Raw genomic sequence first — 22,312 nt, forward strand, 5'->3', positions numbered from 1 at the left:
GGTTACTTGAGGCGCAGGTCGTTCTTGACCGATTTCACGCCATTCACGGAACGCGCCACCGACGATGCGGTCGCGATGTTTTCGGCGGAGCTCACGAAGCCGCTCAGCTGCACAACGCCCTTGTAGGTCTCGACGTTGATTTCCGAAACTTTGAGCGTCGGCGCATTCAGAATTGCCGCCTTGACGCCGGTGGTGATGGCCGCATCGTCAATGTACTGGCCTGGGGTTTCATGCTTGGCGCTCGTGGTCGATGCGCAACCGACGACGGTCGTCAGCATCAGTGCAGCCAGCAGGGTCGATACGATTTTCAGGTTCTTCATGTTGTTGTCCTCAGTGGTGGGCGGATTATTCTTGTTAAGCCGCGGCGAAGCGTCATTGCCTCACCGATAAGGCATACAGTACGGTGCGCGCCGAGACTGGTCTGTTCGGCAACGCACACATTGTTGCGAGGAATACATTTCCTTACAACTTCCCGCGGATCATCGTTTCGCATGGGCCGGCGGCGGCGGCGCCACCGGCTTGACGCGCGCGGCCGCCAGCAGCTGGCCGCAAGCGCTGTTCTCGCCCGGCCCCGCATTGACCAGCGGCACCAATGCGGCGATCGGCGCCGCGATGGTCGCCAGCGCGATGGCGCCGCCGGCCTTCAGCGCCACCACGCCCTTGTCGATGCCGACCTTGGGCGCGTTGAACGGGCCGGTGACGTGCAGCGGCGCGCGCAGCGAAAAGATGCGCAGGCTCTTGGTCTCGGGACGCAAGGTCAGGTTCAGCTGCTCGTCGGACAGGTTGATGGTGCCGTCGGCGGTGATCACCGCTTCGTCGGTGTCGACCACGAAGGTGCGCGTCTGCATCAGGCCGTTCGTCACCGCGAAGTCGGTGGCCATGCAGTTGAGCCTGACGGGCTTGTCGCCGAACAGCTTGGTCAGGATGATGTTGCCGACGTTCAGGCCCATCTCTTCGAGCAGCAGCTTGCTGACCGAGCCCTGGTTGATCAGCGTCTTGATCTCGCCGTTCGAACTGGCCAGCAGGGTGGCGACCGAGCTGCCGGTGGCCGACAGCTGGGCGTCGCCGTTGACCTCGCCGACGGTGGCCTGCATCTTCTCGATGGTCGGGAACAGCTGCTTGATCTGCAGGTGGCGCGCGGTGACCTTGGCGGTGGCCTTGATCGCGTCCTTGCCTTCGCGCCCGCTGCCATCGAGCTTGATGTTCGACACCATGTTGCCGCCGGCGACAGAGAAATTCAGCGGATTGAGCGTCAGCACGCCGGCCTTCATCACCAGGTGGGTCGACAGTTTGGTGATCGGCAGCTCCTTGTCGCGGATGATCTGCTCGGCCGAGTACTTGACGTCGGCGTCGACGGTCTTCCAGCGGTCGGTGCGGAATTTTTCGACCGGCAGCACCTTGCCTGGTGGCTGCACCGGCGCCACGCCGCGCGCCGCCTTGCTGGCGTTCGAATCGGCGCCGATCACCGGCCCCAGGTCGGAGAAGCGCAGCACGCGCGACACCACGTTGCCGCTGAGCATGCCGCGCGGCTTGCCGGTCTGGAATTCCAGGTGACCGGCGATGTCGCTGCCGCCAACCTTGCCCTTGAACTTGTCGTAGGTCCAGCGGCTGCTCTTGTCGTCGAGCGTGCCGATCAGGCGGCCTTCGGTGGTGAAGGCCGGCGTTTCCGGCAGCAGCACGCCGGTGAAGTTGTACAGCCGCGCCATGCTCGGCGCGCCCAGCTTGAGCTTCAGGTCGACCGCGGCCAGCCGGGCCGGCTTGGTGACCGTGCCCTCGGCGCTGACGTGGGTGGCGCCGGAATGGAATTCGGCCTTGATCGGAAACGGCGTGTCCTGGTTCTTCAGCGACAGCACGGCGCCGGCCTTGCCGCCGCCGGTCACCGGCGCGTCCTTGAAGGTGCCGCGCAGTTTCCAGCTGACGCCGTAGGTCGGATCATTGTCGAGGGTGTCGATGTCGGCCGTGACGTCGGCTTTTTCCAGCGCGTCGGCCAGGTGCACCACGCCCTTGGTAAACACGATCCGTTCGAGGTCGAGCGTCCAGGGCGACGGTTTTTCCTTGTGATGGAAGGTCCAGTTGTTCGAGCCGTCCGGCTTGCGCAGCAGGTCGACCGCGGGCGATTTGAATTGCAGCACCGGCACCTGGATGGTGTGGTGCAGCAGCGCGAACGGGTTGAGCGAGAACGACAGCGCCTCGACGCTGGCCGTGTCGCGCGCCGGCATGCCTTCGGGATTGCTGACGTGGACGTCCCTGGCCACCAGGTGCGGCCAGGGGATGTGGTCGCGCCAGGTCGCCGCCTTGCCGGTGACCTGTTTCTCCCAGGTCAGCGAGAGGTCGCCGTTGATCGAGAAGGGGCGGCCGATCGCGTCGCTGGTGCGCGCGTTGAGCCAGGGGCGCGCCTTGTTCCAGTCGTAATTAAGCAGGATCACGAGTGCGATCGCCGGGATCGCGATCAGCAGGCCGACCACCCACAGCACAATTTTGGTGGTGCGCGCGGTACGGCGCGGCGTGGAGGGCGGTGAGGGCGGGGCGCTGCGTTGCGCTTGGCTGTCGGGCATGGCCGATCCTTCTTATCATATTAAGTTGCGCCCAGCGTAGCGCAAATGGCAATGCTTCGATGTGCGCTGCCGCACCCAGCGCAGGCCGCTGCGGTGGCCGCGTATGTGCGTCAGCGTACCGATCTTGCCAAAGAATCAGCATATAACGTTAATAACATCATTTATCACCGAACGGAGAGAGCACATGAGCACGGTAAACAAATCCCATCAGCCGATCAAAGTGGCTTGCGCTGCAGCCTTGCTGTCCCTGCTGGCCGCTTGCGGCACGTCGCAGAAAGCCCCCGCAACCGCTGACGTGGCCGTGTCCCGCAATGCTGTCGAAAACGCCGTCAGCGCCGGCGCCGCCGACCTGGCCCCCGCCGAGATCACCGCGGCGCGCTCCAAGATGATGCGCGCCAACGAAGCGCTGGCCGCCAAGGATTACGTGCTGGCCCGCCAGCTGGCTACCGAAGCCCAGGCCGACGCCAAGCTCGCGCAGAGCAAGGCCAACTCGGCGAAGGCTAACGCCGCCGCCAATGCGCTCGACGCCGACCTGCGCGTGCTGCGCCAGGAAGTCGACCGCGCCCGTTGATCCGCACGGCCGGGTGCGCCCGGCCGCCAATCACAAGCCGAATACGATCTCCGCGCGCCATTGCGCGCCACAAGAAAAAGGATAGACCATGAACACCAAACTGTTACGGACCGCCGTCCTCGCCAGCGCCGTCCTGCTGGCCGCCTGCAGCACCACGCCGACCACCACCTCGATGCTTGACCAGGCGCGCGGCGACTTCATCGCCGCCAACAACACGCCGGCGGTGTCGTCCTATGCGCCGCTCGAATTCAAGCAGGCCAGCGACGCGCTCGACGCGGCCAACGCCGCCGCCGCCAAGCGCGAAAGCCTCGACACCATCGACCGCCTGGCCTACATCGCCAAGCAGAAGATCGCCACCGCGCGCCAGGTCGCCAGCCAGAAGGCGGCCGAGGCCGACATCGCCAACTCGGGCCGCCAGCGCGACAAGCTGCAGCTCGAGGCGCGCACCATCGAAGCCGACCGTGCCCGCGATGCGGCGGACCGCGCCAAGGCCGACGCCCAGGCCGCCCAGGCCCAGGCCGAAGATGCCCAGCGCAAGGCGATGAACGCCGAAGCGCAGACCCGCGAAGCGCAGGCCCGCGCCGCCCAGCTGGAAGCCCAGATGGCCGACCTGCAAGCGAAGAAAACCGAGCGCGGCATGATCATCACGATCGGCGACGTGCTGTTCGACACCGACCAGGCGCGCCTGAAGGCGGACGGCATCGCCACCGTGCAGAAGCTGGCCGACGTATTGAATCAGAACCCGCGCCGCACCGTGCTGGTCGAAGGGTTTACCGACAGTACCGGTTCGGCCGCGCACAACCAGGAATTGTCCGAGCGCCGCGCCGCCGCCGTGGCGAGCGCGCTGACTGGCATGGGCATCGGGCGCGACCGCGTGGCGATGCGCGGCTACGGCCAATCCTACCCGGTGGCCGGCAACGATACGGCCAGCAACCGCCAGCTGAATCGCCGCGTCGAAATCGTGCTGTCGAATGAAGGCGTTGCAATTCCGCCGCGCCGCTAATACCGCTTTAGAACAAGGAAATCACCATGGAACAGAATCAACAGGATTTGGCGCATGGCTTCGACAAGGAAGCAATTCGCAAGGCTGCCGCCAACCTCGACGACGGCGCCGTCACCGACGGCTACCAGGCCGACCGGCAGGCAGTGATCCGCATGCTCAACGACGCGCTGGCGACCGAGCTGGTGTGCGTGCTGCGCTACAAGCGCCATTACTTCACCGTCAGCGGTCCGGGCACCGGCCAGGTCAAGGCCGAATTCCTCGAGCACGCGACGCAGGAACAGGACCACGCCGACTGGCTGGCCGAGCGCATCGTCCAGCTCAATGGCGAGCCGGATTTCAACCCCGCATCGCTGGTGGCGCGCAGCCATGCCGAATACGACGACTCGGACGACGTCAACGCGATGATCAAAGCCAACCTGATCGCCGAGCGGGTGGCGATCGAGTCGTACCGCCAGATGATCGCCGCGATCGGCGACAAGGATCCGACCACGCGCAACCTGCTGATCGAAATCATGGCCGTCGAAGAAGAGCACGCCGACGACATGCGCGACCTGCTGCCGAAGTAACCGAAATAATTTAACTAATCCACCCCACCCACCACAAGGAGATTCATCATGATGGACAACACCACCCGCAACGCCGCCAACAACGCCGCCTCGAGCCTGAGCACCACGCTGTCGGACGCCCAGACCGACGTCAAGACGCTGGTCAAGGATGCGCAATCGCTGCTGACCGCGGCTGCCGCGCTGACCGGCGAAAAGGCCGACGACCTGCGCAAGCGCGGCATGGAAATGCTCGACGTGGCGATGAAGAAAGCCGGCGAAGTGCAGGGCCAGGCGCTGGTCAAGGGCAAGGAACTGGCCAAGACCGCCGACACCTACGTGCAGGACAACCCATGGCGCACCGTTGCCGCCGCCGCGGGCGTCGGCCTGCTGGTGGGCGTGATCCTGGGCCGCAAATAATCCACGCCGGGAGCAGCCATGGAAAAAGTTGAAACTATCGTTCATGGCCCCGGCCTATTGGGCGGCGTGACCGGCCTGGCGAAGAACCTGTTCGGCCTGGTCGTGTCGCGCGTCGAACTGGCCGCGCTCGAGCTGTCCGAAGTGCGCAACCACGTGATCGAACTGGTTGCCATCTTCGCCGGCGCCGTGCTGGCCATCTGGTTCGCGCTCGCCTACGGCACCGCCACCATCGTGGCGCTGGCGTGGGAGACCATGGGATGGAAGATCCTGTTGATCATGTTCGGCGTGTTCGCGCTGATCACCGCGATCCTGGTCTGGAAGGGATTGTCGATGCTCAAGCAGGGCAAACTGGCGTTCCCGGAAACGATGAACGAACTGAAGAACGACCGCGAAATGCTGCTGTAAGCGGCAGCGACACGAGGAGCTGGCATGGAATCACAAATCGTAGAAGTCAAGGACGAGCGCAGCGTGCAGGAACGCAAGGACGAGCTGGTGCGGCAGGGCGAGTTCTATCGCATCGGTGTGGTGCAGTCCAAGGCGCAGGTCATCCAGGCCGCGCGGCCCGAGGCGCTGTTCCACTCGGCCATCGACCACGCGACCTGGTCGCTGCGCGCCAAGTTCGACAGCCTGCTCAAGCCGTCGGGCGCCAGCGTGGCGACGATGCTGCCGTTCGCGCTGAAGATTTTCAACTTCGTGCGGCACCGTCATATCGGCACGGCCGGCAAGGCGGCGCTCGGCGTGACGGCGCTGCTGGGCGCGGCGGGGGCTTACCTGCAATACCGCCGCACGCATCCGCACACGACGGAGTACTGATCGCAGAACGACGCCGGCGCAAGCCGCAGAAAAAGGTAATATGGTGGGGCTTGAGCGGCGTCGTGATCATGATCGGCGCCGCTTTTTTTTGTGTGCGCCGCCACCTCCGGACAATCAATGAAAACAAATCCCCTCAATCCCGACAAGCTGCGCATCGTGCTGGTGCTGCAGGGCGGGGGCGCGCTGGGCGCCTACCAGGCCGGCGTCTACCAGGCGCTGCACGAGCACGACCTGGCGCCGGACTGGATCGTGGGCACTTCGATCGGCGCGATCAACGCGGCGCTGATCGCGGGCAACCGGCAGGCCGACCGGCTGCAGCGGGTGAAGGCGTTCTGGGACCGGGTGGCCCATCCCGACCGGATCGACATGGCGCGGGTCGGCGACGAGCAGCGCCGCACCAACATCTGGATGAACACCTTCGACACCGTGATGCGCGGCGCGCCGGGCTTTTTTGCGCCGCGCTACTTCAGCGGCTTCGCGGCCGGCCTGCCGGTGGCGCCGGACGACGCCTCCTACTACGACACCACACCGCTGCGCGACACGCTGGCGGAGCTGGTCGACTTCGATTACCTGAACGAGCCGGGCGGCATTCGCCTGACCGTCAACGCGGTCAAGGTCTGCACGGGCGAACTGGTGCACTTCGACAGCCTGAATGGGGAACTGTCGGCCGACCACGTGCGCGCCAGCGGCAGCCTGCCGCCGGCGTTCCCGGCGGTGCGGATCGACGGCGACCTGTACTGGGACGGCGGCCTGTACTCGAACACGCCGCTCGAATCGGTGCTGGCCGAGCTGCCCGAAGGCGACACGCTGTGCTTCCTGGTCGACCTGTGGAGCGCGCACGGCGCCGAGCCGGCGACAATGGACGAAGTGGCGACGCGCCAGAAGGACGTGACCTACGCCTCGCGCACCCAGCGCCACATCGACGATTATGTCGGCACCTACAAGATGCAGCAGAAACTGCGCGAGCTGTACACGCGCCTGCCGGAAGGAGACCGCAGCGCGGCCGACCGCCAGGAGCTGGCCGCGCTGGGCGTCGATGCGACGCTGCACATCGTGCGCCTGGCGTACGCCGGCACCGACTGGCACATGGCGGCCAAGGACGTGAATTTTTCGAAGGGGTCGATCGAGTGGCGCTGGGACCAGGGGTATCGCGACGCGCTGCGGGCGCTGAAACACGCGGGCTGGCTGGGCAAGTACAGCGAAGACACGGCGGTGGTGGTGCATGAATTGCCGACGCACGACCAGGGTAGCCGCCAGGCGGATTGAATGCAAGCGGCGCCGACAAAACCGGGGTCAGGTCCGGCGGACCTGACCCCAGCCGTTGGGCCGCGGCGCGTGAATTACTGCTGGTACTCGGCCATCACCTGCGCGCGGGCGCCGGCCATGTCGGACTGGTAGGTCGCGCGCGCTTCGCGCATGCAGGCGCCGCGTTCGGCGGCCGGCATTTTGCGGCAGGCGCCCTGCGACTCTTGCAGCGCGGCGCCGATTTCTTTTTGCAGGTTGCGCAGGCGCGCACCCATGCTCGGATTCTGGCGGAACCAGCGGGCCGGATCGCCCTGGGCGATTTCGCGCGCCTGCTTGGCGGCGGTCGCCGGCGGCACGTTCGAATCGGTGGACGTCGGTTCCTGGGTCGTTTGCGCGTGTGCGGCGCCGATCGCGGCGAGCAGGGCGCAGGCGCCGGCCAGGGCGCGCAAGGAAATCAGGTGAGGCTGTGTCATGGCAGCTCCTTATTGTTCTTGGTTGCAGAAACGAAAAAGGCCGGCGCAAGGCCGGCCTCGTCAAACTAGCTTACAAGCGCCCGGTGACGAGCATGAAGATCAGCACCAGTACCAGCAGGCCGGTGATGCTCACTGGAGCGTAGCCCCAGTTGCGGCTGTGGTTCCAGGTTGGCAGCACGCCGATCAGCGCGAGTACGAGAATGATTAGCAGAATGGTTCCCATGGGAGGCTCCTAAAGTGGTGAATGTATTTTTATAAGTAGTGGGAACATGTGCGAGGCCGGGCTGTCACCCGGCCCCGTTTCGATCAGTAACGATAGACGCGGCCGTCGACCAGGCGCACGCGGTTGCCCACGCGCAGGTCATAGACGCTGTCCTGGGTGACGCTGCGCCATTCGCCGTTGTCCATGCGGATGTTGATCTGATACATGTCCACGCCCGTGGCGTTGCGGTTCGCTTCGACGCTGTTGCCAATCGCCGCGCCGGCGACGCCGCCTGCGACGGTCGCTGCGGTACGGCCGCCACCGCTGCCGACCTGGTTACCGACCAGTGCGCCGACCAGGCCGCCCACGACGGCGCCCGAACCGGTGGTGCCGGCCTGGCCACGCACGACCTGGATCGAATCGATCGTGCCGTAGCCCGACGAGACGTTGCTGGTGTAGCCCGAGTTGTAGCCGGCGTTGTTGTTGTAGCCGTACGGAGTGGAGGTGGTGCTGGCGCAACCGCTCAAGACGGCGGTGCTGGCGACGATCAGTGCGGCAATGGTGTGAGTCGATTTCATATTGTTCTCCTGGCAAAAAGTGTAGGGTCAGAATAGTCGGCAGGAATTTCTCGGTCTGTGCGGTGCCGCACCCTAAACATGATGATTTGACATTCTTCGTTGGACAGGTTTTGTTGTAAAAGCGACAGCGCGGAGCGAATCCGGATGGCAGTGTTCGGTAGCGAACAGAAGGGCGGGGGCTTCTGACGTAAAACAGTATGAAACGTCACTTACGGAGCTCACCAAAAATGAAAAAAATCCATCAACACGCCATCGCCCTGGTTGTCGCCGCACTGTGCGGCGCCGGCGCCCACGCCGCCACCACGCCGGAAGCGAAGGCCGCCTACAACCAGGCCAAGGACAATGCCGCGGTCGCCTACAAGGCGGCGCGCGCCCAGTGCGACGCCATCACCGGCAATCCGAAGGACGTCTGCGTCGAGGAAGCGAAAGCGGCGCGCGTGCGCACCGAGCAGGAAGCCGAAGCGTATTACAAGAACACGCTGAAGGCCTACACGGCGTCGCGCCTGAAGATCGCCTCGGCCAATTACGACCTGGATCGCGCCAGGTGCGGCGCCTTGGCCGGCAACGACAAGGACGTCTGCGTCAGCCAGGCCAAGGCGGCGCTGGTCGCGGCCCAGGCCGACGCCAAGGCCGACAAGCGCGCGATCGAAGCGCGCAACGATGCGCGCGAAGACAAGCGCACCGCGGAGTACAAGGTCGCGCGTGAGAAATGCGACGCGTTCGCCGGCGCGGCCAAAGACAGCTGCGTGTCCGCCGCCAAGACCCAGTTCGGCAAGTAAGCCTCACCGATTCATCGATTTTTGTCCACCACCACCACCAGGAGTTCCATCATGCACATCGCACGCCGCTTCGCCACCATGCTGTTCGCCGCTTCGCTCGTCGCCACCCTGGCCGGTTGCGCCTCCACCCCGACCAAGGAAAGCGCCGGTGAATACGTCGACGACGCCGTCATCACCACCAAGGTGAAGGCATCGATCGTCAACGAGCCGACCCTGAAGGCGACCGAAATCAACGTCGAGACCTTCAAGGGCACCGTGCAGCTGTCGGGCTTCGTGGCCCAGCCGGGCGACGCCCAGAAAGCCGCCGATCTCGCCCGCGGCGTCAAGGGTGTAGTATCTGTGAAGAACGACATCCGCGTTAAATAAGCCCGGCTGTCCGAGCCGGTCCCTGCAAGGGGCCGGCATTGCGGGCGGCATTTTTTTTTTGTAAAGTGTCCGATGAAGCTTGCAGATCCAACCTTGCCGCCTGTCCCCGAACCTGTTTTGCCCGCCGAGGCTGCAACCGCGCCCGCGCATGCCGCCGACGACGAACTCGTCGCCCCCGGCCACTCCTTCAAATTTCCCCTGCACGTCAATGCGCGCGGCACCGCGATCGGCATCGTCGCGACCGTCGCCTTCGTGTGGGCGCTGCAGTGGTCGGAAAAATTCCTGGTGCCGCTGCTGCTGGGCGTGTTCATCGCCTATACCCTGAGCCCGGTGGTGCAATGGCTCGAGCGCTGGCACATCAAGCGCGCCATCGGCGCCACCCTCGTCACGGTACTGATCCTGGCCGCGCTGGCGGGCGTGATGTACCGGGTGCAGGACGAGTTCGTCAACATCATCGACGAGCTGCCGACAATCACGCACAAGGTGACCAAGCTGCTGTCGGATAACAAGACCGGGCAGCCGAGCACGATCCAGCAGGTGCAGGCGGCGGCCAGCGAAATCGAACGCGCCGCGTCGTCTGGCGGGGCCGACGCGGCGCGCGCCGCGGCCAAGCGCGCCGCGCCGGCCGCAGCCGCCGCCGGCAGCACCTTCAAGGTGATGGACTGGGTGCTGGCCGGATCGATGGGCCTGGCCACGTTCGTCAGCCAGGCCACGATGGTGGTGTTCCTGGTGTTCTTCCTGCTGCTGGCCGGCGACACCTTCAAGCGCAAGCTGGTCAAGCTGACCGGGCCCTCGCTGACGCGCAAGAAAGTCACGGTGCACATCCTGGAAGACATCAACACCTCGATCCAGGCCTACATGTTCATGCTGCTGGTGACCAACGGATTGCTGGCGCTGCTGATGTGGATGGCGCTGTCGGCGATCGGGCTGGAGAACGCCGGCGCGTGGGCGATCTTCGCCGGGCTGATGCACATCATGCCGTACTTCGGGCCGCTCTTAATTACCATCGCGACCGGCGGGGTCGCGTTCATGCAGTTCGAATCGTTGCGCATGGTGCTGCTGGTGTCGGGCGCCTCGCTGGCGATCGCCACGCTGGTCGGCACGGTGGTGGCGACCTGGATGACCGGGCGCATCGCGCGCATGAATCCGGCGGCGGTGTTCGTCAGCCTGCTGTTCTGGGGCTGGCTGTGGGGCGTGTGGGGCTTGCTGCTGGGCGTGCCGGTGGTGGTGATCGTCAAGGTCGTGGCCGAGCGCATCGAAGGGATGGAAGTGGTGGCCGAACTGCTGGGAGAGTAGCGCGGTTGCAGCAGGTCCGTTGGCGCGACGGGACGCCAGGTCACGGCAGTTGACCCGGCTTCGGCGGCGCCGCGGCGTAGAAAATGTCGGCTGCAAAACCGGGGTCAGGTCCCATGGACCTGACCCCCTTTTTGTTTCTGGGCGCGGGTTGATCGTCATCATGGCGGCGACGTTTTTGCATTGTCTTGTGATTTACCGGAGACAACAATAACGGTTTTTGGTTTCAGCCGCCGGAGCACCCATGTCCCGCACGATCGAGTTGCACACGTCGCTTGGCAGCGACCAGATCCGCTTCGCCTCGCTGCGCGGCGTCGAAGCGATTTCCCACGTCGGCGAATTCGAGTTCCAGGCCCTTTCGCCCGCACCGGACCTCGACCCCGACCACCTGCTCGGCACCGCGGTCGCCATCGAGATCGAGGCCTTCGGCGGCGGCACGCGCTATTTCCAGGCGCTGGTCAGCGAGTTTGCCTATATGGGCCCCGACAGCAGCGCCGAGCTGCAGCACCGCTACCGGGCCAGCCTGCGCAGCTGGCTGATGGTGGCGGACCAGAATGCCGATTACAAGATATTCCAGCACAAGATTGGCCGTCAGCCCGATCGATGCGGCGATTGCCACTGCTGCTGGCAAAGATGCGATCGCCACCACCAGTTGGGCCGTTCGCGAATTTCGCGGGGGCGTGCGGTGTGGAAAGCTGCCGCTCACACCGGAAGAGATCCGTCAATTGGAAAACAGCCTGCCTGGCCAACGAACCGGAGCGAAGACGGACGATGATCGTTTGCGATTGGTGAGCGTGGATTTCGCGGACGCAGACGCAATGAAGGGCACATACAGCATCGAAACGGCGAATGAGGCGCGGGCGCGCTGGCAAGCGAAAACGGACGCGAACTCTTACCATTCGGCCGTCCCGACCAATCCGGCCCATGCCGCCGGGGTGACGGCCTACGACCTGTCGCTGGGCGCGCCGTTTCCCGTTTCGGAAGACGACAAGGCGTATCTGAAGTATTTATGCGCAGTGGCCGACTGGCGGACTGATTGGAAGGATATGAAGATGAAAGAAGACAATCCGGATGCAAAAGTTGTTCTCGAATATGTCGCGAAGGAGCAGACGCCAGGCGCAGTCGCTCTAATAACAGCGACATTTTCGTACTTTGCTAGTGGAGTTCTGCCTGCCGACATTGCGGTGGACGAAATCGCTAAATTGATCCCACCCAATTTGATCGTCAATCATACCGTGGCCCAGCGGATGTTCGGCAAACCACTGAGCTAGGAAAGAAACCATGAAGGTATCCCAATTTGTGATCGGCTTCATCGCCTCGCTTACAGCATCTACGGCACTCGCGGTAGAGCCTGCGAACGCATTCAGCAACGCAACCCTTCCACCTTTCAATTACGTGGGCACCACCATGAACGATCCGAACACCAGTATGACACCCCCCCTCGCATCTCTCGATATATTGGGTGTCGGATTGTCCGTAGAAATGTTTCGGCAGGCGCATTCATGGGTCGAAATGCAAAAAAATCCGCAAAAATCAATCTTGCCGGATGATCTAAAAGTTTACGAGACTAACCACACAATGAGGGACTTGATCTCGGGGAAACGTAGCGCAGATGTACTGGAACACGGAGCGAGTCGTTTCGTTGAGCAGTGGCCGATTCCCAGTATTAGCATTTGGGCGCACATGCACAAGAAGGAAAGGCAGGATTCCAGTTTTGGCGGCAAGACGAATTTTGATTTCGTAAATGATCGTACTAATGATCTAAGAATGCCTGCGGGCATGCACCATCATCAAATCGCTTCGCTAGGCGCCATCTTTCTGAACGAGCCGGAAGAAATTCTCGAGCGCGCTTTTCAGTTCTTCGAACAAAATCCGGATGTGCCTGCCTTACTTCTTTATGCGTCCGATGGAGACATGACTCGGCAGTACACCGGCGATGTGAGCCGTCGGCCATTCTGGGAGGAGGGCCCACGTCGTGCGGGCAGCATGACGGAGTCGATGGTGGCGTTGGTGTTAGCGCGCCGCGATCGAGTCGACGCACTGCGCGTGTTTGTGCCGAATGCCGATGGTGACCGCAATGCCCAATATTTCGCAGAACGTGACCGGCAACTGAACGCTGCGCGCGCCGCCGCACGCGCTGCCGGCAAGCCGGAGCCGACTAAGCTGGAATTCAAACCCAGCCGGTATCTGCCGAAGCCTTGGACTGCCGAACAACTTTACCAATTCGATCGGCTACCGACCATCGCGGTACTGCACCGGCCCGTCCGTGTTACGTACCGCAAGGACAAACAGGGCAAGCCGACTTTTGATCCGGCGCAAAAGGCGAGCCTGATGCACGAGCAGGAGCAGCAGTCCGCTTTCAAAATCGGCCTCGATGCAGCACTACGCGCGGTCCCCGGCGGCAAACCGGCGCGGGTGTTTTATGACACCGCCGGACCTGCGACAGGCCGGCATGTCGTGCCTTTCACAGTAGCGGCATTTCAGAGCATGCCTGGCTTCGACCTGTTCAAGCCGGAACAGGGCTACGACATCTATGCCCGCATCGGCAATACCGGCGCGGCGAGTCTGTTCGTGCAGTGGGCGCTGGCGGCCATCGCGGGCTATCAGAAGCACGACACCAGCATGACAATGAACCTGCGGCAAAGCGATGAGGCCACGATTACGGTGGTCACGCCCAGCCCTCCGAGCGGAATGCGCAAGGATGCTTTTGTATTCGATTTCAATCCTGCCCGGTAATCCGATGCCCGCGCCAATACGACAAGGCGATGCGACTAGCCACGGCGGCGAGGTGACGTCGGCCGCGGAACAGACGAACGTCATGGGAAAACCGCTGGCACGGATGGGCGATTCGTGCAGCTGTCCTGTCGCGGGGCACGCGAACTGCGTGATTATTGAGGGTGATCCCAATTGGACAATCGAGGGCAGAGCGGTGGCGCTGCATGGGCATAAGACCAGTTGTGGCGCGACGCTTATTTCGGCGTTGGAAAACGTTATGAGGGACGGCTAACTTCATTGAGGTCGATGCATTTTCGACGATGGGGTCGGGTCCGCAGGACCAGACCCCTCCTTGCTGCTTATTTCTCGATGGGGTAGGCGGTGCGCGCGGCGCGCCCGACGCTCTTGCTCTTGGCCTCGACGCCGGTTTCCTGGTCGGTCTTGTGGCGCAGGCTGCCCAGCTGCACCGCGTACTGGCGCGCGAATTCGGCGCCAAGGAAGAAGATCTGCGCGGAGTAGTAGATCCACAGCAGGATCGCAATCGTCGAGCCGGCCGCGCCGAAGCTGTCTGCCACACCGCTGTTGCCGATGTAGAGGCCGATGATGTATTTGCCCAGCTCGAACATGGCCGCCGTGCCGAGCGCGCCGACAAACACGTCGCGCCACGCCAGCTTGATGCGCGGCAGCAGCTTGTAGATCACGCCGAACAGCACCGCGATCACGCCGAAGCTGATGGCCTTGGCCACCCAGCTCAGCACCACCGTCGCTTCCTTCCACAAGCCGCCGACATAGTTTTCCAGCACCGCCAGCGCGGCGCTCACCGCCAGCGAGACGATCAGCAGGAAGGCCAGCACGAGAATCAAACCGAACGAGAACAGGCGCGTCTGGATCACTTGCCACCAGGTCGAGCCGGTGGCCTTGGGCGAGCCCCAGATCTCGTCGAGGCTGTCCTTGAGCTCGGCGAACACCGAGGTGGCGCCCACCAGCAACAGCAGCGAAGCGACCAGGGTGGCCTTCAGGCCGCTGTCGTGGCTGCGCGCGCCGGCCAGCAGCAGCTGGATCGCGGCGGCGCCTTTGTCGCCCAGCAGCCCCCTGAGCTGGCCGAACAGCTGGCCCTGCGCCGCCTCGGCGCCGAAGAAGGCGCCCGCCACCGCCAGCACCAGCACCAGGATCGGCGCCATCGAAAAAAGGGTATAGAACGCCAGCGCCGCGCCCTTGCTGCTGCAACGGTCGTCGAGCCAGTCGCTGACCGCGCAGCGCATCACGGACCACAGCTCGCGCAGATTCGGCATCCATTCTTTCTTGTTCATCCTGCCTCCAAAAATTGCAAAAAAATGGGCCCCGCGGGGCCCATCAGGTCAGATCGCTACCGTCGCTGCGCAGCGTTTCACTGCACGCGGCGTTCGATGCTGATCTGCTCGACTTCCACGCGGCGGTTCGGCTCGAGACACTTGATCAAGTCGGCGCGCTTCTTGTTGCTGCAGGTGACGACCGGCATGGTTTCACCCTTGCCGTAGGCTTTCAGGCGGCTGCCGTCGATGCCTTTCGATACCAGGTAGTCGCGCACCGCATTCGCGCGCGCGGTCGACAGCTTCATGTTGTACGCGGCCGATCCGATGCGGTCGGCGTGGCCGGTGATGTCGACGTCGGTGATGCCCGGATCGGCGGCCAGCGCGGCGGCGATGTCGTCCAGCCTGGGCTGCGGCATGCTCAGCCTGGCGCTGTTGAACTCGAACAGTTCGGTGGCCGACATCGTCACTTTCTCGAAGCGCGCCGGCGGCGGCGGCGGCGGTGGCGGCGGGGCGACCGGCACCGGCGCCGGCTGCTCGACCGCTTGCGGCGGCGGCATCGGCGCAGGCGGCGGCGCCGGCTTGCTGAACGCGTAGTTCAGGCCAACCGTCAGGTATTTGTTGTTACTGTTCCTGAAGCCAAAGTCGTCCTGGTCGAGGCGGCCGCGCACGGTCGACAGGTCGGCCTGCATCGCCAGCTGCTCGGTAAAGCCGAGCTGGAAGCCGACGCCGGCCTTGGCGTACGGCGCCGTCGCGCTGTTGCGGCGCAGCGGGTTGGACACCTTGTCGCGCTGTGCGCCCACGCCGACCAGCACGAAGGGGCGGAAGTTTTTGCGCGAGAGCATCCACAGCGCGTCCGCGCCCAGCAGGGTCTGGTGGTAATTGAAGGGGCCGTCTTCGACGCGCACATGGCTGGCGCCGACCTGCAGGTCCCACATCGGCGCGATCGCCTTGCCGAACTTGAGTCCGCCGCCGGCCTTGCGCTTGTCGGTGCCGAAATCCCGGTCGGGCTGGACGCCAACCACGTTAGGCTGGATGTACCAGGATGGATTGACTTGCTGCGCCAGGCTGGTCCCGGCGCAACAGAAGACTGCAATCGCCATGGCGATTTTTTTTATATTGTTCACAGAGGCTCCCGTAGGTGGATCGATTGTCAAAAGTCTATCGAGCCTGTTGGACGAAGATTAAGCTCAGGAGTTCCGTGGGTCGGTACGCTGCCGCACCAAAATTTGTCCCGTGTCGCCTCTGCGCCACACTACAGGGTGGTCTCGACGTAGCCGTATAAATAGTTCGAGCCGCCGTTGATGTTGCCGAGAATTTGCGAGGCACCGAAGATGCCGGAGCGGTGCGACACGCCGACGCCGGCCCAGGTCTTGCTCAGGCGCGTGGCGCCGAACAGGTCGCCGACGTTCACGTCGATCGACGGGTCGAGATAATTCAGGAAGCGCGACACATCGCGGCCGCGCCGGGACTGGTCTTCCAGCTCCACCAGCGGCACCCGCTGCGCCATCGAGAAGCCGGCGCCGAAGCCGACCCGGGTGCGCACCCGGTCGCGCCACGGGAAGCCGTAATAATAGGCCTTGATGTGGGCGTTCATCTGCAGCCCGTCCTGGGCGCGGCCGCGCTCGTCGTGCGCCTGCACGCCGATCCAGGCGACGAAGTCGAGCGGCCAGCCGTTGACCTTTTCGATCAGCGGGCGGCCGAAGTCGACGCCCCAGATGCGCGTGTCGTCCGGGGTGCGGGTCGAGCCGCAGCGGAACGTCGCCGCCGGCAGGAAATTGCATTCGGTGGCGCGCCCGCCGTACAGCTTCATGTGCAGCGGCAGGCCGGGCTCGGAATACGGCTTGTGGCTGCCGAAATCGTAGGCCGCGCCCACCATTGCGTTGGGCTGCCACTTGTCGTCGACGACCGGACTGTTGCGCACGCCGGCGTCGAGCAGCGTCACGCCGACGCCGCCCAGCAGGCGCCAGCGCTCGGTCACCTCGTAGTAACCGAACAGGCCCAGCGTGAGGTCGACGCCGGCATTCGGCAGGTAGGCCGGGCGGCCCGGGCGCGCCTCGCTCGGGCGCACGCCGTAGTAGTAATTGTTCAGGCTGGAATTGCGGTAAGCCAGCGCCACGCTGGGGCGCAGGTGCAGGCGCCGCGACGTCACGTCGATGCTGTAGCCAAGGCGCATCTCGGTGCCGTGGCTCAGGTTGTTGGCGTCGTGCAGGATCTCGGCGTCGAGATTGCCCCACGGCTCGCGCTTGCGGTAGGCGATGCCGGCGTCGATGCCCGAGCCGCGCCGCGCCATGCCGGCCAGCACCGCCGGGGTCTGCTCCGCCGGATAGCCTTCGAAGCGGTAGTCGAGGAAGACCTCGAGGTCATGGTCGCGCCGCTCGCTCAGCTTCATGCCGACCCGGGTCGCGTGCAGGTAGAACTGCTTGCCCTCGTACATGTACAGCGGCACCAGGTCCTGGCTGACGGTGGACCCGCGGTAGGGGCTGTAGGCCAGGCGCTGGATCGCGCCCAGTCCGGCGCTGCCGGGGATGGCCAGCAAGTCGACCAGGACGTCGGAACCGGCGGGGCCGGCCAAAGCGCTGAGCGGCAGCAGGAGGGCGGGGAGCAGAAATCGGCGCATCAAGTTATTGGAGGCAAAAATCAAATAGGCAATTTTATCAGCCGCAAAAAAAAATCGCGCCGCAACGGACGCGAGGTCCGGTGCGGCGCGATCGGGCTTCTCAGGGCTGCTTAGTGCTTTTCTGGCACCACGATCACGGCGTCGCCGGTCTTGCCTGGCTCACCTTTTTCGCCTTTTTCGCCAGGCGCGCCGGCTGGGCCTGGAACAGGCACTGGCACAGGAACGGCTGGACCTGGAACGGCAACTTGCTTCTCGACGGTCGGCTGGACGACGGTCGTCGCAGGTGGGTTGACGGTGGTTTTTTCGCAAGCGGTCAGGCCGATTACGGCAAGCATTGCTACGAGCAGGGTGGTTTTCATGGTGTGGTTTCCTTAATGTAAGTTTTCGATGGTGAAGCGGACGCAATCTCACGCGAACGGCCCCAGCTTAATCAAGTCGGTACATGCAATCTGTACGCCAACGCACACAGGTGCGCCGAGGACTTCTCTTGTGGCGAGATAAGTAATTTTGGGAAATGTTCGATGGCGCACAGACCATTGTCCTTGACACAGGCAATCTGGCAGCAAGCTAAGGGGAACCGCAAAGTTGTTGTAGTGGTCAAACAGACAAACGACGAAACGACGCGATCCGGACCAATGACATCTCATTCATGGAGTACCAACATGCATGCACCGACCAAGCACAACGCAACGCAAAGCGACCTGGGCGTAATGCACTCTTCCGGCAATTCGGCACTGATCGAGCGCGTAGCGCCACAGCCGGCCGAACGCGCACCCATTTCGATGGCCCCGATCGAGCGCGTGCGTTCGACCTCGGCCACCCAGCGCCGCATCGAAAACATGCAGAAACTGATCGGCGAACTGTCGACCCACGAAATGCTGGCCGACGAAATCGCCTGGTTCCTGAAGTTTTCGCCTTCCGGCGCGCGTAAATACATCCGCGACCTGCGCGAAGCGGGCGTGATCGAACTGGCGCGCTACATCGAGGGCACCGCCACCTACCTTGGCAAGGCGGTGTACCAGATTTCGCCGGATCCGGACCGCGTGAAAGCCTTCCTGGCCGCGATCGTGCAGCCGAAGCGCGAAGGCGCCGCTCCGCGCAAAGAGCGTCCAGGCCTGCGCGAGCAGAGCATGGCCGGCACGGGGCGTCACTTCCACATCCTCGCTGACGACACGCATTATGCAATCCGGGTAAATCGCAGCCCGGTGGCGCGCGATCCGCTGGTGGCGGCGCTGTTTGGCGCGGCGCCGTCGGCCAAAGAGCACGCGTAATCGGCTCGATCACGCGGCGGCGACAAAATCGGAGTCAGGTCCGCCGGACCTGACCCCAGCCCTTGGTCCGCGCCGCGTGGATATGTGCGGCAAGTCGTTCGGCCCGGCCTCATCTTTCTGTTTTGCATCCCCAATTGAAAACCAAATAACTATCCCCACCTTCGGGACAGTGCGCGATCGCGCGCGTTTCAATTGCCGACAGAAAGGTCTCACCCGATGCAAGCCTGGATCTGGAGCACCGCGATCACCACCCTGATCGCCGCTGCCATGCTGTACCCCGGCTGGCGCCTGCGTCGCGCGCTCAAGCAGCCGATGCCGCTCGAATTCCGCGCCATCCTGCGCCGCAACATCCCCATCTACCTGCGCATGGCGCCGCCATTGCAGCAGCAACTCCACAAGCTGGTCCAGCAGTTTCTCCATCAGAAGAAGTTCGTCGGCTGCGAAGGGCAGGAGATCGACGACGAGGTGCGCGTCACCATCGCCGGCCTGGCCTGCCTGCTCCTGCTCAACCGAAAAACCAAAGTCTACCCGGGCCTGCACGCCGTGCTGGTGTATCCGACCGCCTTCCTGGTGCCGCGCAAGAACGTCGACGCGGCCGGCGTCGTCACCGAATCGCGCCAGGACCTGCTGGGCGAATCCTGGGGCGACGGCCGGGTGGTGCTGTCATGGGACCACGTGCGGCGCGGCGCCGACGACTGGACCGATGGCCAGAACGTGGTGCTGCACGAATTCGCCCACCAGCTCGACAGCGAGTCGGGCAGCAACAACGGCGCGCCCTACCTGGGCAGCCAGGAAAGCTACCGCAGCTGGTCGCAGGTGCTGTCGCGCCACTTCGAGGATTTACGCTCCGATGCGATGTTCCATCAGCAAAGTGTCCTGGACCATTACGGCGCGCAAAGCCCGGCGGAGTTCTTCGCGGTCGCCACCGAGACGTTTTTCGAGAAGCCGTGGCAGCTTTCGGAGCGCCATCCGGCCCTGTTCGAAGAATTCGCCAAATACTATCGGGTCGATCCGCGCGAGTGGCAGGATGCGCCGGCGCCGATCCCGTACCAGGAGCCCGGCTACGGCCAATGGCGCTAGGTACGCTGGCGTACAGAACTTGGCCCGGCCGCGGCGCATGATTGTGATACCAACAACGAGGAGCGCAGCCATGTCGACGATTATTGCAGGCCACTTTCAACTCCAGGACGAGATCGACCGCGCGAGGGAAGAACTGATCGGCGCCGGCTTTCCGGAACATTCCATCAGCGCCTTCTTCGTCAACCAGCCGGGCCAGCACGACATGACGCTGATCGGCGGCGATAATCTGCAGTCGCCGGGCGCCAAGGAAACGCCGCTCGGCGTGCTCGAAGGCACCGCGGCCGGCGGCGTGGTCGGCGTGGCGATCGGCGCGGCCACCTCGGTCGTCACCGGCCCGGTCGGACCGATCGTCGGCGGCCTGGTCGGCGCCCACGTCGGCTCGCTGTTCAGCTTCTCGAAGATGAAGGAGGGCGGCGAGTCGGAACAGGGCGGCGAAAACGCGGCCGAGCCGCGCAAGCCGGGCATGCTGGTGGCGGTGGCCATTGCCGACGCGGCGCAGGAAGCGCGCGCGCTGGAAGTGCTGCGCGACCTGGGCGCCCACCACATCGAGCGCGGCGAGGGCAGCATCGTCGACGGCGACTGGGTCGACTTCGATCCGCTCAGCGTGCCGGTGCTGATTCCCTGAACCTAGCAACTATTTTCTTGCTGTCATCGGCTTTGATATTGCTCAACATCGCGCGTTGTTAGCCTCCTAGACTTGTTCTTCACGCCCGGAAAGCGGTGTGCAACGGACAACTATCTTGGGGGAAGCGCGCGATGGAAAAGGTCAGGGTGGCATTGGTGACGGGAGGCATGGGCGGGCTGGGCACCGCGCTGTGCCGGCAGCTGGACGCGGCCGGGTTTCGGGTGGCGACGACGTATTCGCCGTATAACACCAGCCCCGACGGCTGGCTGGCCGCCCAGCGCGACGAGGGCTGCCGCTGCCAGGCCTACAAGGTCGACGTCGGCGACTATGCCGACGTCGAGTGGATGATGCAGAAGCTGCTGTCCGAGATGGGACGGCTCGACGTGCTGATCAATAACGCCGGCATCACGCGCGACCGCAGCCTGCGCAAGATGGCGCCCGACGACTGGTCCGGCGTACTGCGCACCAACCTCGACAGCGTGTTCAACATGAGCAAGCAGGCGCTCGAGCCGATGCTCGAACAGCGCTGGGGCCGCATCGTCAATATTTCATCGGTCAATGCCCAAAAGGGCGCGTTCGGCCAGGTCAATTACGCCGCGGCCAAGGCCGGCATGCACGGCTTTTCGAAGTCGCTGGCGCTGGAGGTCGCGCGTCACGGGATTACCGTCAACACGGTGTCGCCGGGCTACCTCGATACCAAGATGGTGGCGCAGGTGCCGGACGAGATCCTGCAGTCGACGATCCTGCCGCAGATACCTGCCGGCAGGCTGGGGCGGCCGGAGGAGGTGGCCGCTCTAGTGGCGTTCCTGGCGTCGGACGCGGCCGGTTATATTACCGGCGCCAACATCGCCATCAATGGCGGGCAGCACATGTGCTAACGCTTCTCGGCGCGCGTCTGGCAGGCGATGCACAGGCGCGCTTCGGGCCGGGCCTGCAGGCGCGAAAAGCCGATCGGGTTGCCGCATTCCTCGCATTCGCCGTAGCTGCCGTCGTCGATTTTGGCCAGCGCATGGCGCACGATCGCCATTTGCGCGACGTTGTGGTCGGCCGCTTCCTGGGCCAGATCGTTGAGCAGGCGCACCGTGGCCTTGTCGGCAGGCGAGGTTTCCACTTCATCGACCGCCAGGTCGTGCACGCCCGGATGGCCGGGGTCGACGAGGCCCGTCAGCGCGTCGCGGCGCTGTTCGAGCATCGATTGCAGGAGCGCAAGTTGCTCCTGGTCTAGGCCGTTCATCGGGAGACCTTTCGGGCGCAGTGGGAGTGGCGAGATTGTGACTGGGCTGTCACCAGTGTAGCGCGATCGGGGGCGGATGAATACGGGCGCACGGTTGGCGTGGCTGATCATGCCGCGGCGACAACACCGGGGTCAGGTCCGCTGGACCTCACCCCATTTTTGCTTAGGCCGCGGGCTTCTTCGGCATGTCGGCCTGCACGGCCTTGATCTGCTTGCCGATTTTTTCGAGCGCGACCAGGATCGGCGCCGCCTGGCCCGTCGCCGCGGCGCCCGCCAGCGACAGCAGTCCGCCCACCAGGCCGACCACGTCGCCGATCAGCGCGATCTTGCGGATTTTTTCCGCGGCGTCCGCCGTCAGCTGCATCACGTGCTGCTGCGGCTGGCCCAGCGTCTTGACCACGTAAGTCGCCGCGTCCGCGTACAGGCTGTTGGCGCGCTGGCGCAGCAGCAGTTCGTCATCCAGCAGCGCGCGCGCGGTGGCCTGCTCGGCATCGTTGAAGTCGCCCTGGTGCGACTTGATCGACTTCATCACGCGCGCATGCAGTTCGTCGGCGCATGCCGACAACTGGTCGGCCAGCGCTTCGACCTGCGGCACCGTGGCCAGTCCGTTCATTTCATTGGGAGCATTCATCGCGAGC

29 protein-coding genes are annotated in these 22,312 nt (G+C 64.2%); 18 read left to right on the forward strand and 11 right to left on the reverse strand.

Annotated features, from left to right (window positions below):
* Positions 1-2 precede the first annotated feature (2 nt).
* Positions 3-320 carry a BON domain-containing protein gene (locus tag AC1D02_RS15950; protein ID WP_477318566.1) on the reverse strand — a complete coding sequence of 106 codons (318 nt, stop codon included), beginning with the start codon at positions 318-320 and terminating at the stop codon, positions 3-5.
* Positions 321-479: 159 nt separating this feature from the next.
* On the reverse strand, positions 480-2,555 hold the full coding sequence (locus tag AC1D02_RS15955; RefSeq protein ID WP_477318568.1) for an AsmA family protein: 2,076 nt from the start codon (positions 2,553-2,555) through the stop codon (positions 480-482).
* 184 nt (positions 2,556-2,739) lie between these two features.
* Here AC1D02_RS15955 and AC1D02_RS15960 point away from each other — a divergent pair, with 184 nt between their 5' ends.
* The 7 genes from AC1D02_RS15960 to AC1D02_RS15990 all read left to right on the forward strand — a co-directional run bounded on the left by AC1D02_RS15960 (position 2,740) and on the right by AC1D02_RS15990 (position 7,170).
* The gene (locus tag AC1D02_RS15960; RefSeq protein ID WP_477318570.1) at positions 2,740-3,126 is read left to right on the forward strand and encodes a DUF4398 domain-containing protein; all 387 of its coding nucleotides are present in this window, start codon (positions 2,740-2,742) and stop codon (positions 3,124-3,126) included.
* A gap of 88 nt (positions 3,127-3,214) precedes the next feature.
* Positions 3,215-4,129, forward strand: coding sequence for an OmpA family protein (locus tag AC1D02_RS15965; RefSeq protein WP_477318572.1), 915 nt, complete (start codon positions 3,215-3,217; stop codon positions 4,127-4,129).
* A 26-nt stretch (positions 4,130-4,155) separates the two neighbouring features.
* A complete protein-coding gene (locus tag AC1D02_RS15970; RefSeq protein WP_477318574.1) occupies positions 4,156-4,695 on the forward strand; it encodes a ferritin-like domain-containing protein in 540 nt (179 codons plus the stop codon).
* 51 nt (positions 4,696-4,746) lie between these two features.
* The gene (locus AC1D02_RS15975; RefSeq protein ID WP_477318938.1) at positions 4,747-5,091 is read left to right on the forward strand and encodes an ElaB/YgaM/YqjD family protein; all 345 of its coding nucleotides are present in this window, start codon (positions 4,747-4,749) and stop codon (positions 5,089-5,091) included.
* Positions 5,092-5,109: 18 nt separating this feature from the next.
* Positions 5,110-5,496: a phage holin family protein gene (locus AC1D02_RS15980; protein WP_477318576.1), complete on the forward strand. Its 387-nt coding sequence runs from the start codon at positions 5,110-5,112 to the stop codon at positions 5,494-5,496.
* 24 nt (positions 5,497-5,520) lie between these two features.
* Positions 5,521-5,904 carry a hypothetical protein gene (locus tag AC1D02_RS15985; RefSeq protein ID WP_477318578.1) on the forward strand — a complete coding sequence of 128 codons (384 nt, stop codon included), beginning with the start codon at positions 5,521-5,523 and terminating at the stop codon, positions 5,902-5,904.
* Positions 5,905-6,021: 117 nt separating this feature from the next.
* Entirely contained in the window at positions 6,022-7,170 is a 1,149-nt protein-coding gene (locus AC1D02_RS15990) for a patatin-like phospholipase family protein (protein ID WP_477318580.1), read from the forward strand.
* Between the two features lie 74 nt (positions 7,171-7,244).
* Here the strand turns inward: AC1D02_RS15990 and AC1D02_RS15995 are convergent, their stop codons facing one another.
* The 3 genes from AC1D02_RS15995 to AC1D02_RS16005 all read right to left on the reverse strand — a co-directional run bounded on the left by AC1D02_RS15995 (position 7,245) and on the right by AC1D02_RS16005 (position 8,402).
* On the reverse strand, positions 7,245-7,622 hold the full coding sequence (locus AC1D02_RS15995; protein ID WP_477318582.1) for a hypothetical protein: 378 nt from the start codon (positions 7,620-7,622) through the stop codon (positions 7,245-7,247).
* A gap of 70 nt (positions 7,623-7,692) precedes the next feature.
* The gene (locus tag AC1D02_RS16000; protein WP_477318584.1) at positions 7,693-7,845 is read right to left on the reverse strand and encodes a DUF3309 family protein; all 153 of its coding nucleotides are present in this window, start codon (positions 7,843-7,845) and stop codon (positions 7,693-7,695) included.
* An 83-nt stretch (positions 7,846-7,928) separates the two neighbouring features.
* A complete protein-coding gene (locus tag AC1D02_RS16005) occupies positions 7,929-8,402 on the reverse strand; it encodes an outer membrane lipoprotein (protein ID WP_477318586.1) in 474 nt (157 codons plus the stop codon).
* Between the two features lie 227 nt (positions 8,403-8,629).
* Between AC1D02_RS16005 and AC1D02_RS16010 the strand changes: the two genes are divergently transcribed.
* The 7 genes from AC1D02_RS16010 to AC1D02_RS16040 all read left to right on the forward strand — a co-directional run bounded on the left by AC1D02_RS16010 (position 8,630) and on the right by AC1D02_RS16040 (position 13,847).
* On the forward strand, positions 8,630-9,181 hold the full coding sequence (locus AC1D02_RS16010) for a hypothetical protein (protein WP_477318588.1): 552 nt from the start codon (positions 8,630-8,632) through the stop codon (positions 9,179-9,181).
* Between the two features lie 51 nt (positions 9,182-9,232).
* Positions 9,233-9,547 (forward strand): BON domain-containing protein, encoded by a 315-nt coding sequence (locus AC1D02_RS16015; RefSeq protein WP_477318590.1) that lies wholly within the window; start codon positions 9,233-9,235, stop codon positions 9,545-9,547.
* Positions 9,548-9,619: 72 nt separating this feature from the next.
* Complete coding sequence (locus AC1D02_RS16020) at positions 9,620-10,843, forward strand: AI-2E family transporter (RefSeq protein WP_477318592.1); 1,224 nt, start codon at positions 9,620-9,622, stop codon at positions 10,841-10,843.
* 241 nt (positions 10,844-11,084) lie between these two features.
* Complete coding sequence (locus AC1D02_RS16025) at positions 11,085-11,615, forward strand: contractile injection system protein, VgrG/Pvc8 family (protein WP_477318594.1); 531 nt, start codon at positions 11,085-11,087, stop codon at positions 11,613-11,615.
* Positions 11,566-12,111, forward strand: a complete 546-nt coding sequence (locus AC1D02_RS16030; RefSeq protein ID WP_477318596.1) for an effector protein Tle3 domain-containing protein — start codon at positions 11,566-11,568, stop codon at positions 12,109-12,111. Before AC1D02_RS16025 ends, AC1D02_RS16030 begins: the two co-directional genes overlap by 50 nt.
* A gap of 10 nt (positions 12,112-12,121) precedes the next feature.
* Positions 12,122-13,576: a type VI lipase adapter Tla3 domain-containing protein gene (locus AC1D02_RS16035; RefSeq protein WP_477318598.1), complete on the forward strand. Its 1,455-nt coding sequence runs from the start codon at positions 12,122-12,124 to the stop codon at positions 13,574-13,576.
* A gap of 4 nt (positions 13,577-13,580) precedes the next feature.
* Positions 13,581-13,847, forward strand: a complete 267-nt coding sequence (locus tag AC1D02_RS16040; protein WP_477318940.1) for a PAAR domain-containing protein — start codon at positions 13,581-13,583, stop codon at positions 13,845-13,847.
* A gap of 67 nt (positions 13,848-13,914) precedes the next feature.
* Here AC1D02_RS16040 and AC1D02_RS16045 read toward each other — a convergent pair whose 3' ends face one another.
* The 4 genes from AC1D02_RS16045 to AC1D02_RS16060 form a co-directional block, all read right to left on the reverse strand.
* Complete coding sequence (locus AC1D02_RS16045; protein WP_477318600.1) at positions 13,915-14,865, reverse strand: YihY/virulence factor BrkB family protein; 951 nt, start codon at positions 14,863-14,865, stop codon at positions 13,915-13,917.
* A gap of 77 nt (positions 14,866-14,942) precedes the next feature.
* On the reverse strand, positions 14,943-15,947 hold the full coding sequence (locus tag AC1D02_RS16050) for an OmpA family protein (protein ID WP_477318602.1): 1,005 nt from the start codon (positions 15,945-15,947) through the stop codon (positions 14,943-14,945).
* 152 nt (positions 15,948-16,099) lie between these two features.
* A complete protein-coding gene (locus AC1D02_RS16055) occupies positions 16,100-17,464 on the reverse strand; it encodes a MipA/OmpV family protein (RefSeq protein WP_477318604.1) in 1,365 nt (454 codons plus the stop codon).
* A gap of 110 nt (positions 17,465-17,574) precedes the next feature.
* On the reverse strand, positions 17,575-17,823 hold the full coding sequence (locus AC1D02_RS16060) for a hypothetical protein (protein WP_477318606.1): 249 nt from the start codon (positions 17,821-17,823) through the stop codon (positions 17,575-17,577).
* 303 nt (positions 17,824-18,126) lie between these two features.
* On the opposite strand from AC1D02_RS16060, the gene AC1D02_RS16065 reads away from it, so the two are divergent.
* From AC1D02_RS16065 to phbB, 4 genes are all read left to right on the forward strand, one after another.
* On the forward strand, positions 18,127-18,735 hold the full coding sequence (locus AC1D02_RS16065; RefSeq protein ID WP_477318608.1) for an ArsR family transcriptional regulator: 609 nt from the start codon (positions 18,127-18,129) through the stop codon (positions 18,733-18,735).
* Between the two features lie 216 nt (positions 18,736-18,951).
* Positions 18,952-19,815 carry a M90 family metallopeptidase gene (locus tag AC1D02_RS16070; protein WP_477318610.1) on the forward strand — a complete coding sequence of 288 codons (864 nt, stop codon included), beginning with the start codon at positions 18,952-18,954 and terminating at the stop codon, positions 19,813-19,815.
* 70 nt (positions 19,816-19,885) lie between these two features.
* The gene (locus AC1D02_RS16075) at positions 19,886-20,440 is read left to right on the forward strand and encodes a hypothetical protein (protein ID WP_477318612.1); all 555 of its coding nucleotides are present in this window, start codon (positions 19,886-19,888) and stop codon (positions 20,438-20,440) included.
* A gap of 131 nt (positions 20,441-20,571) precedes the next feature.
* Entirely contained in the window at positions 20,572-21,318 is a 747-nt protein-coding gene (phbB, locus tag AC1D02_RS16080; RefSeq protein ID WP_477318614.1) for an acetoacetyl-CoA reductase, read from the forward strand.
* Here the strand turns inward: phbB and AC1D02_RS16085 are convergent.
* Both AC1D02_RS16085 and AC1D02_RS16090 read right to left on the reverse strand, forming a co-directional pair.
* A complete protein-coding gene (locus tag AC1D02_RS16085; RefSeq protein ID WP_477318616.1) occupies positions 21,315-21,674 on the reverse strand; it encodes a TraR/DksA family transcriptional regulator in 360 nt (119 codons plus the stop codon). The two genes, phbB and AC1D02_RS16085, sit on opposite strands and share 4 nt — an antisense overlap.
* Positions 21,675-21,837: 163 nt before the next feature.
* Positions 21,838-22,305, reverse strand: a complete 468-nt coding sequence (locus tag AC1D02_RS16090; protein ID WP_477318618.1) for a hypothetical protein — start codon at positions 22,303-22,305, stop codon at positions 21,838-21,840.
* Positions 22,306-22,312 lie beyond the last annotated feature (7 nt).

This window comes from Massilia sp. P1_C10, from assembly GCF_056406475.1.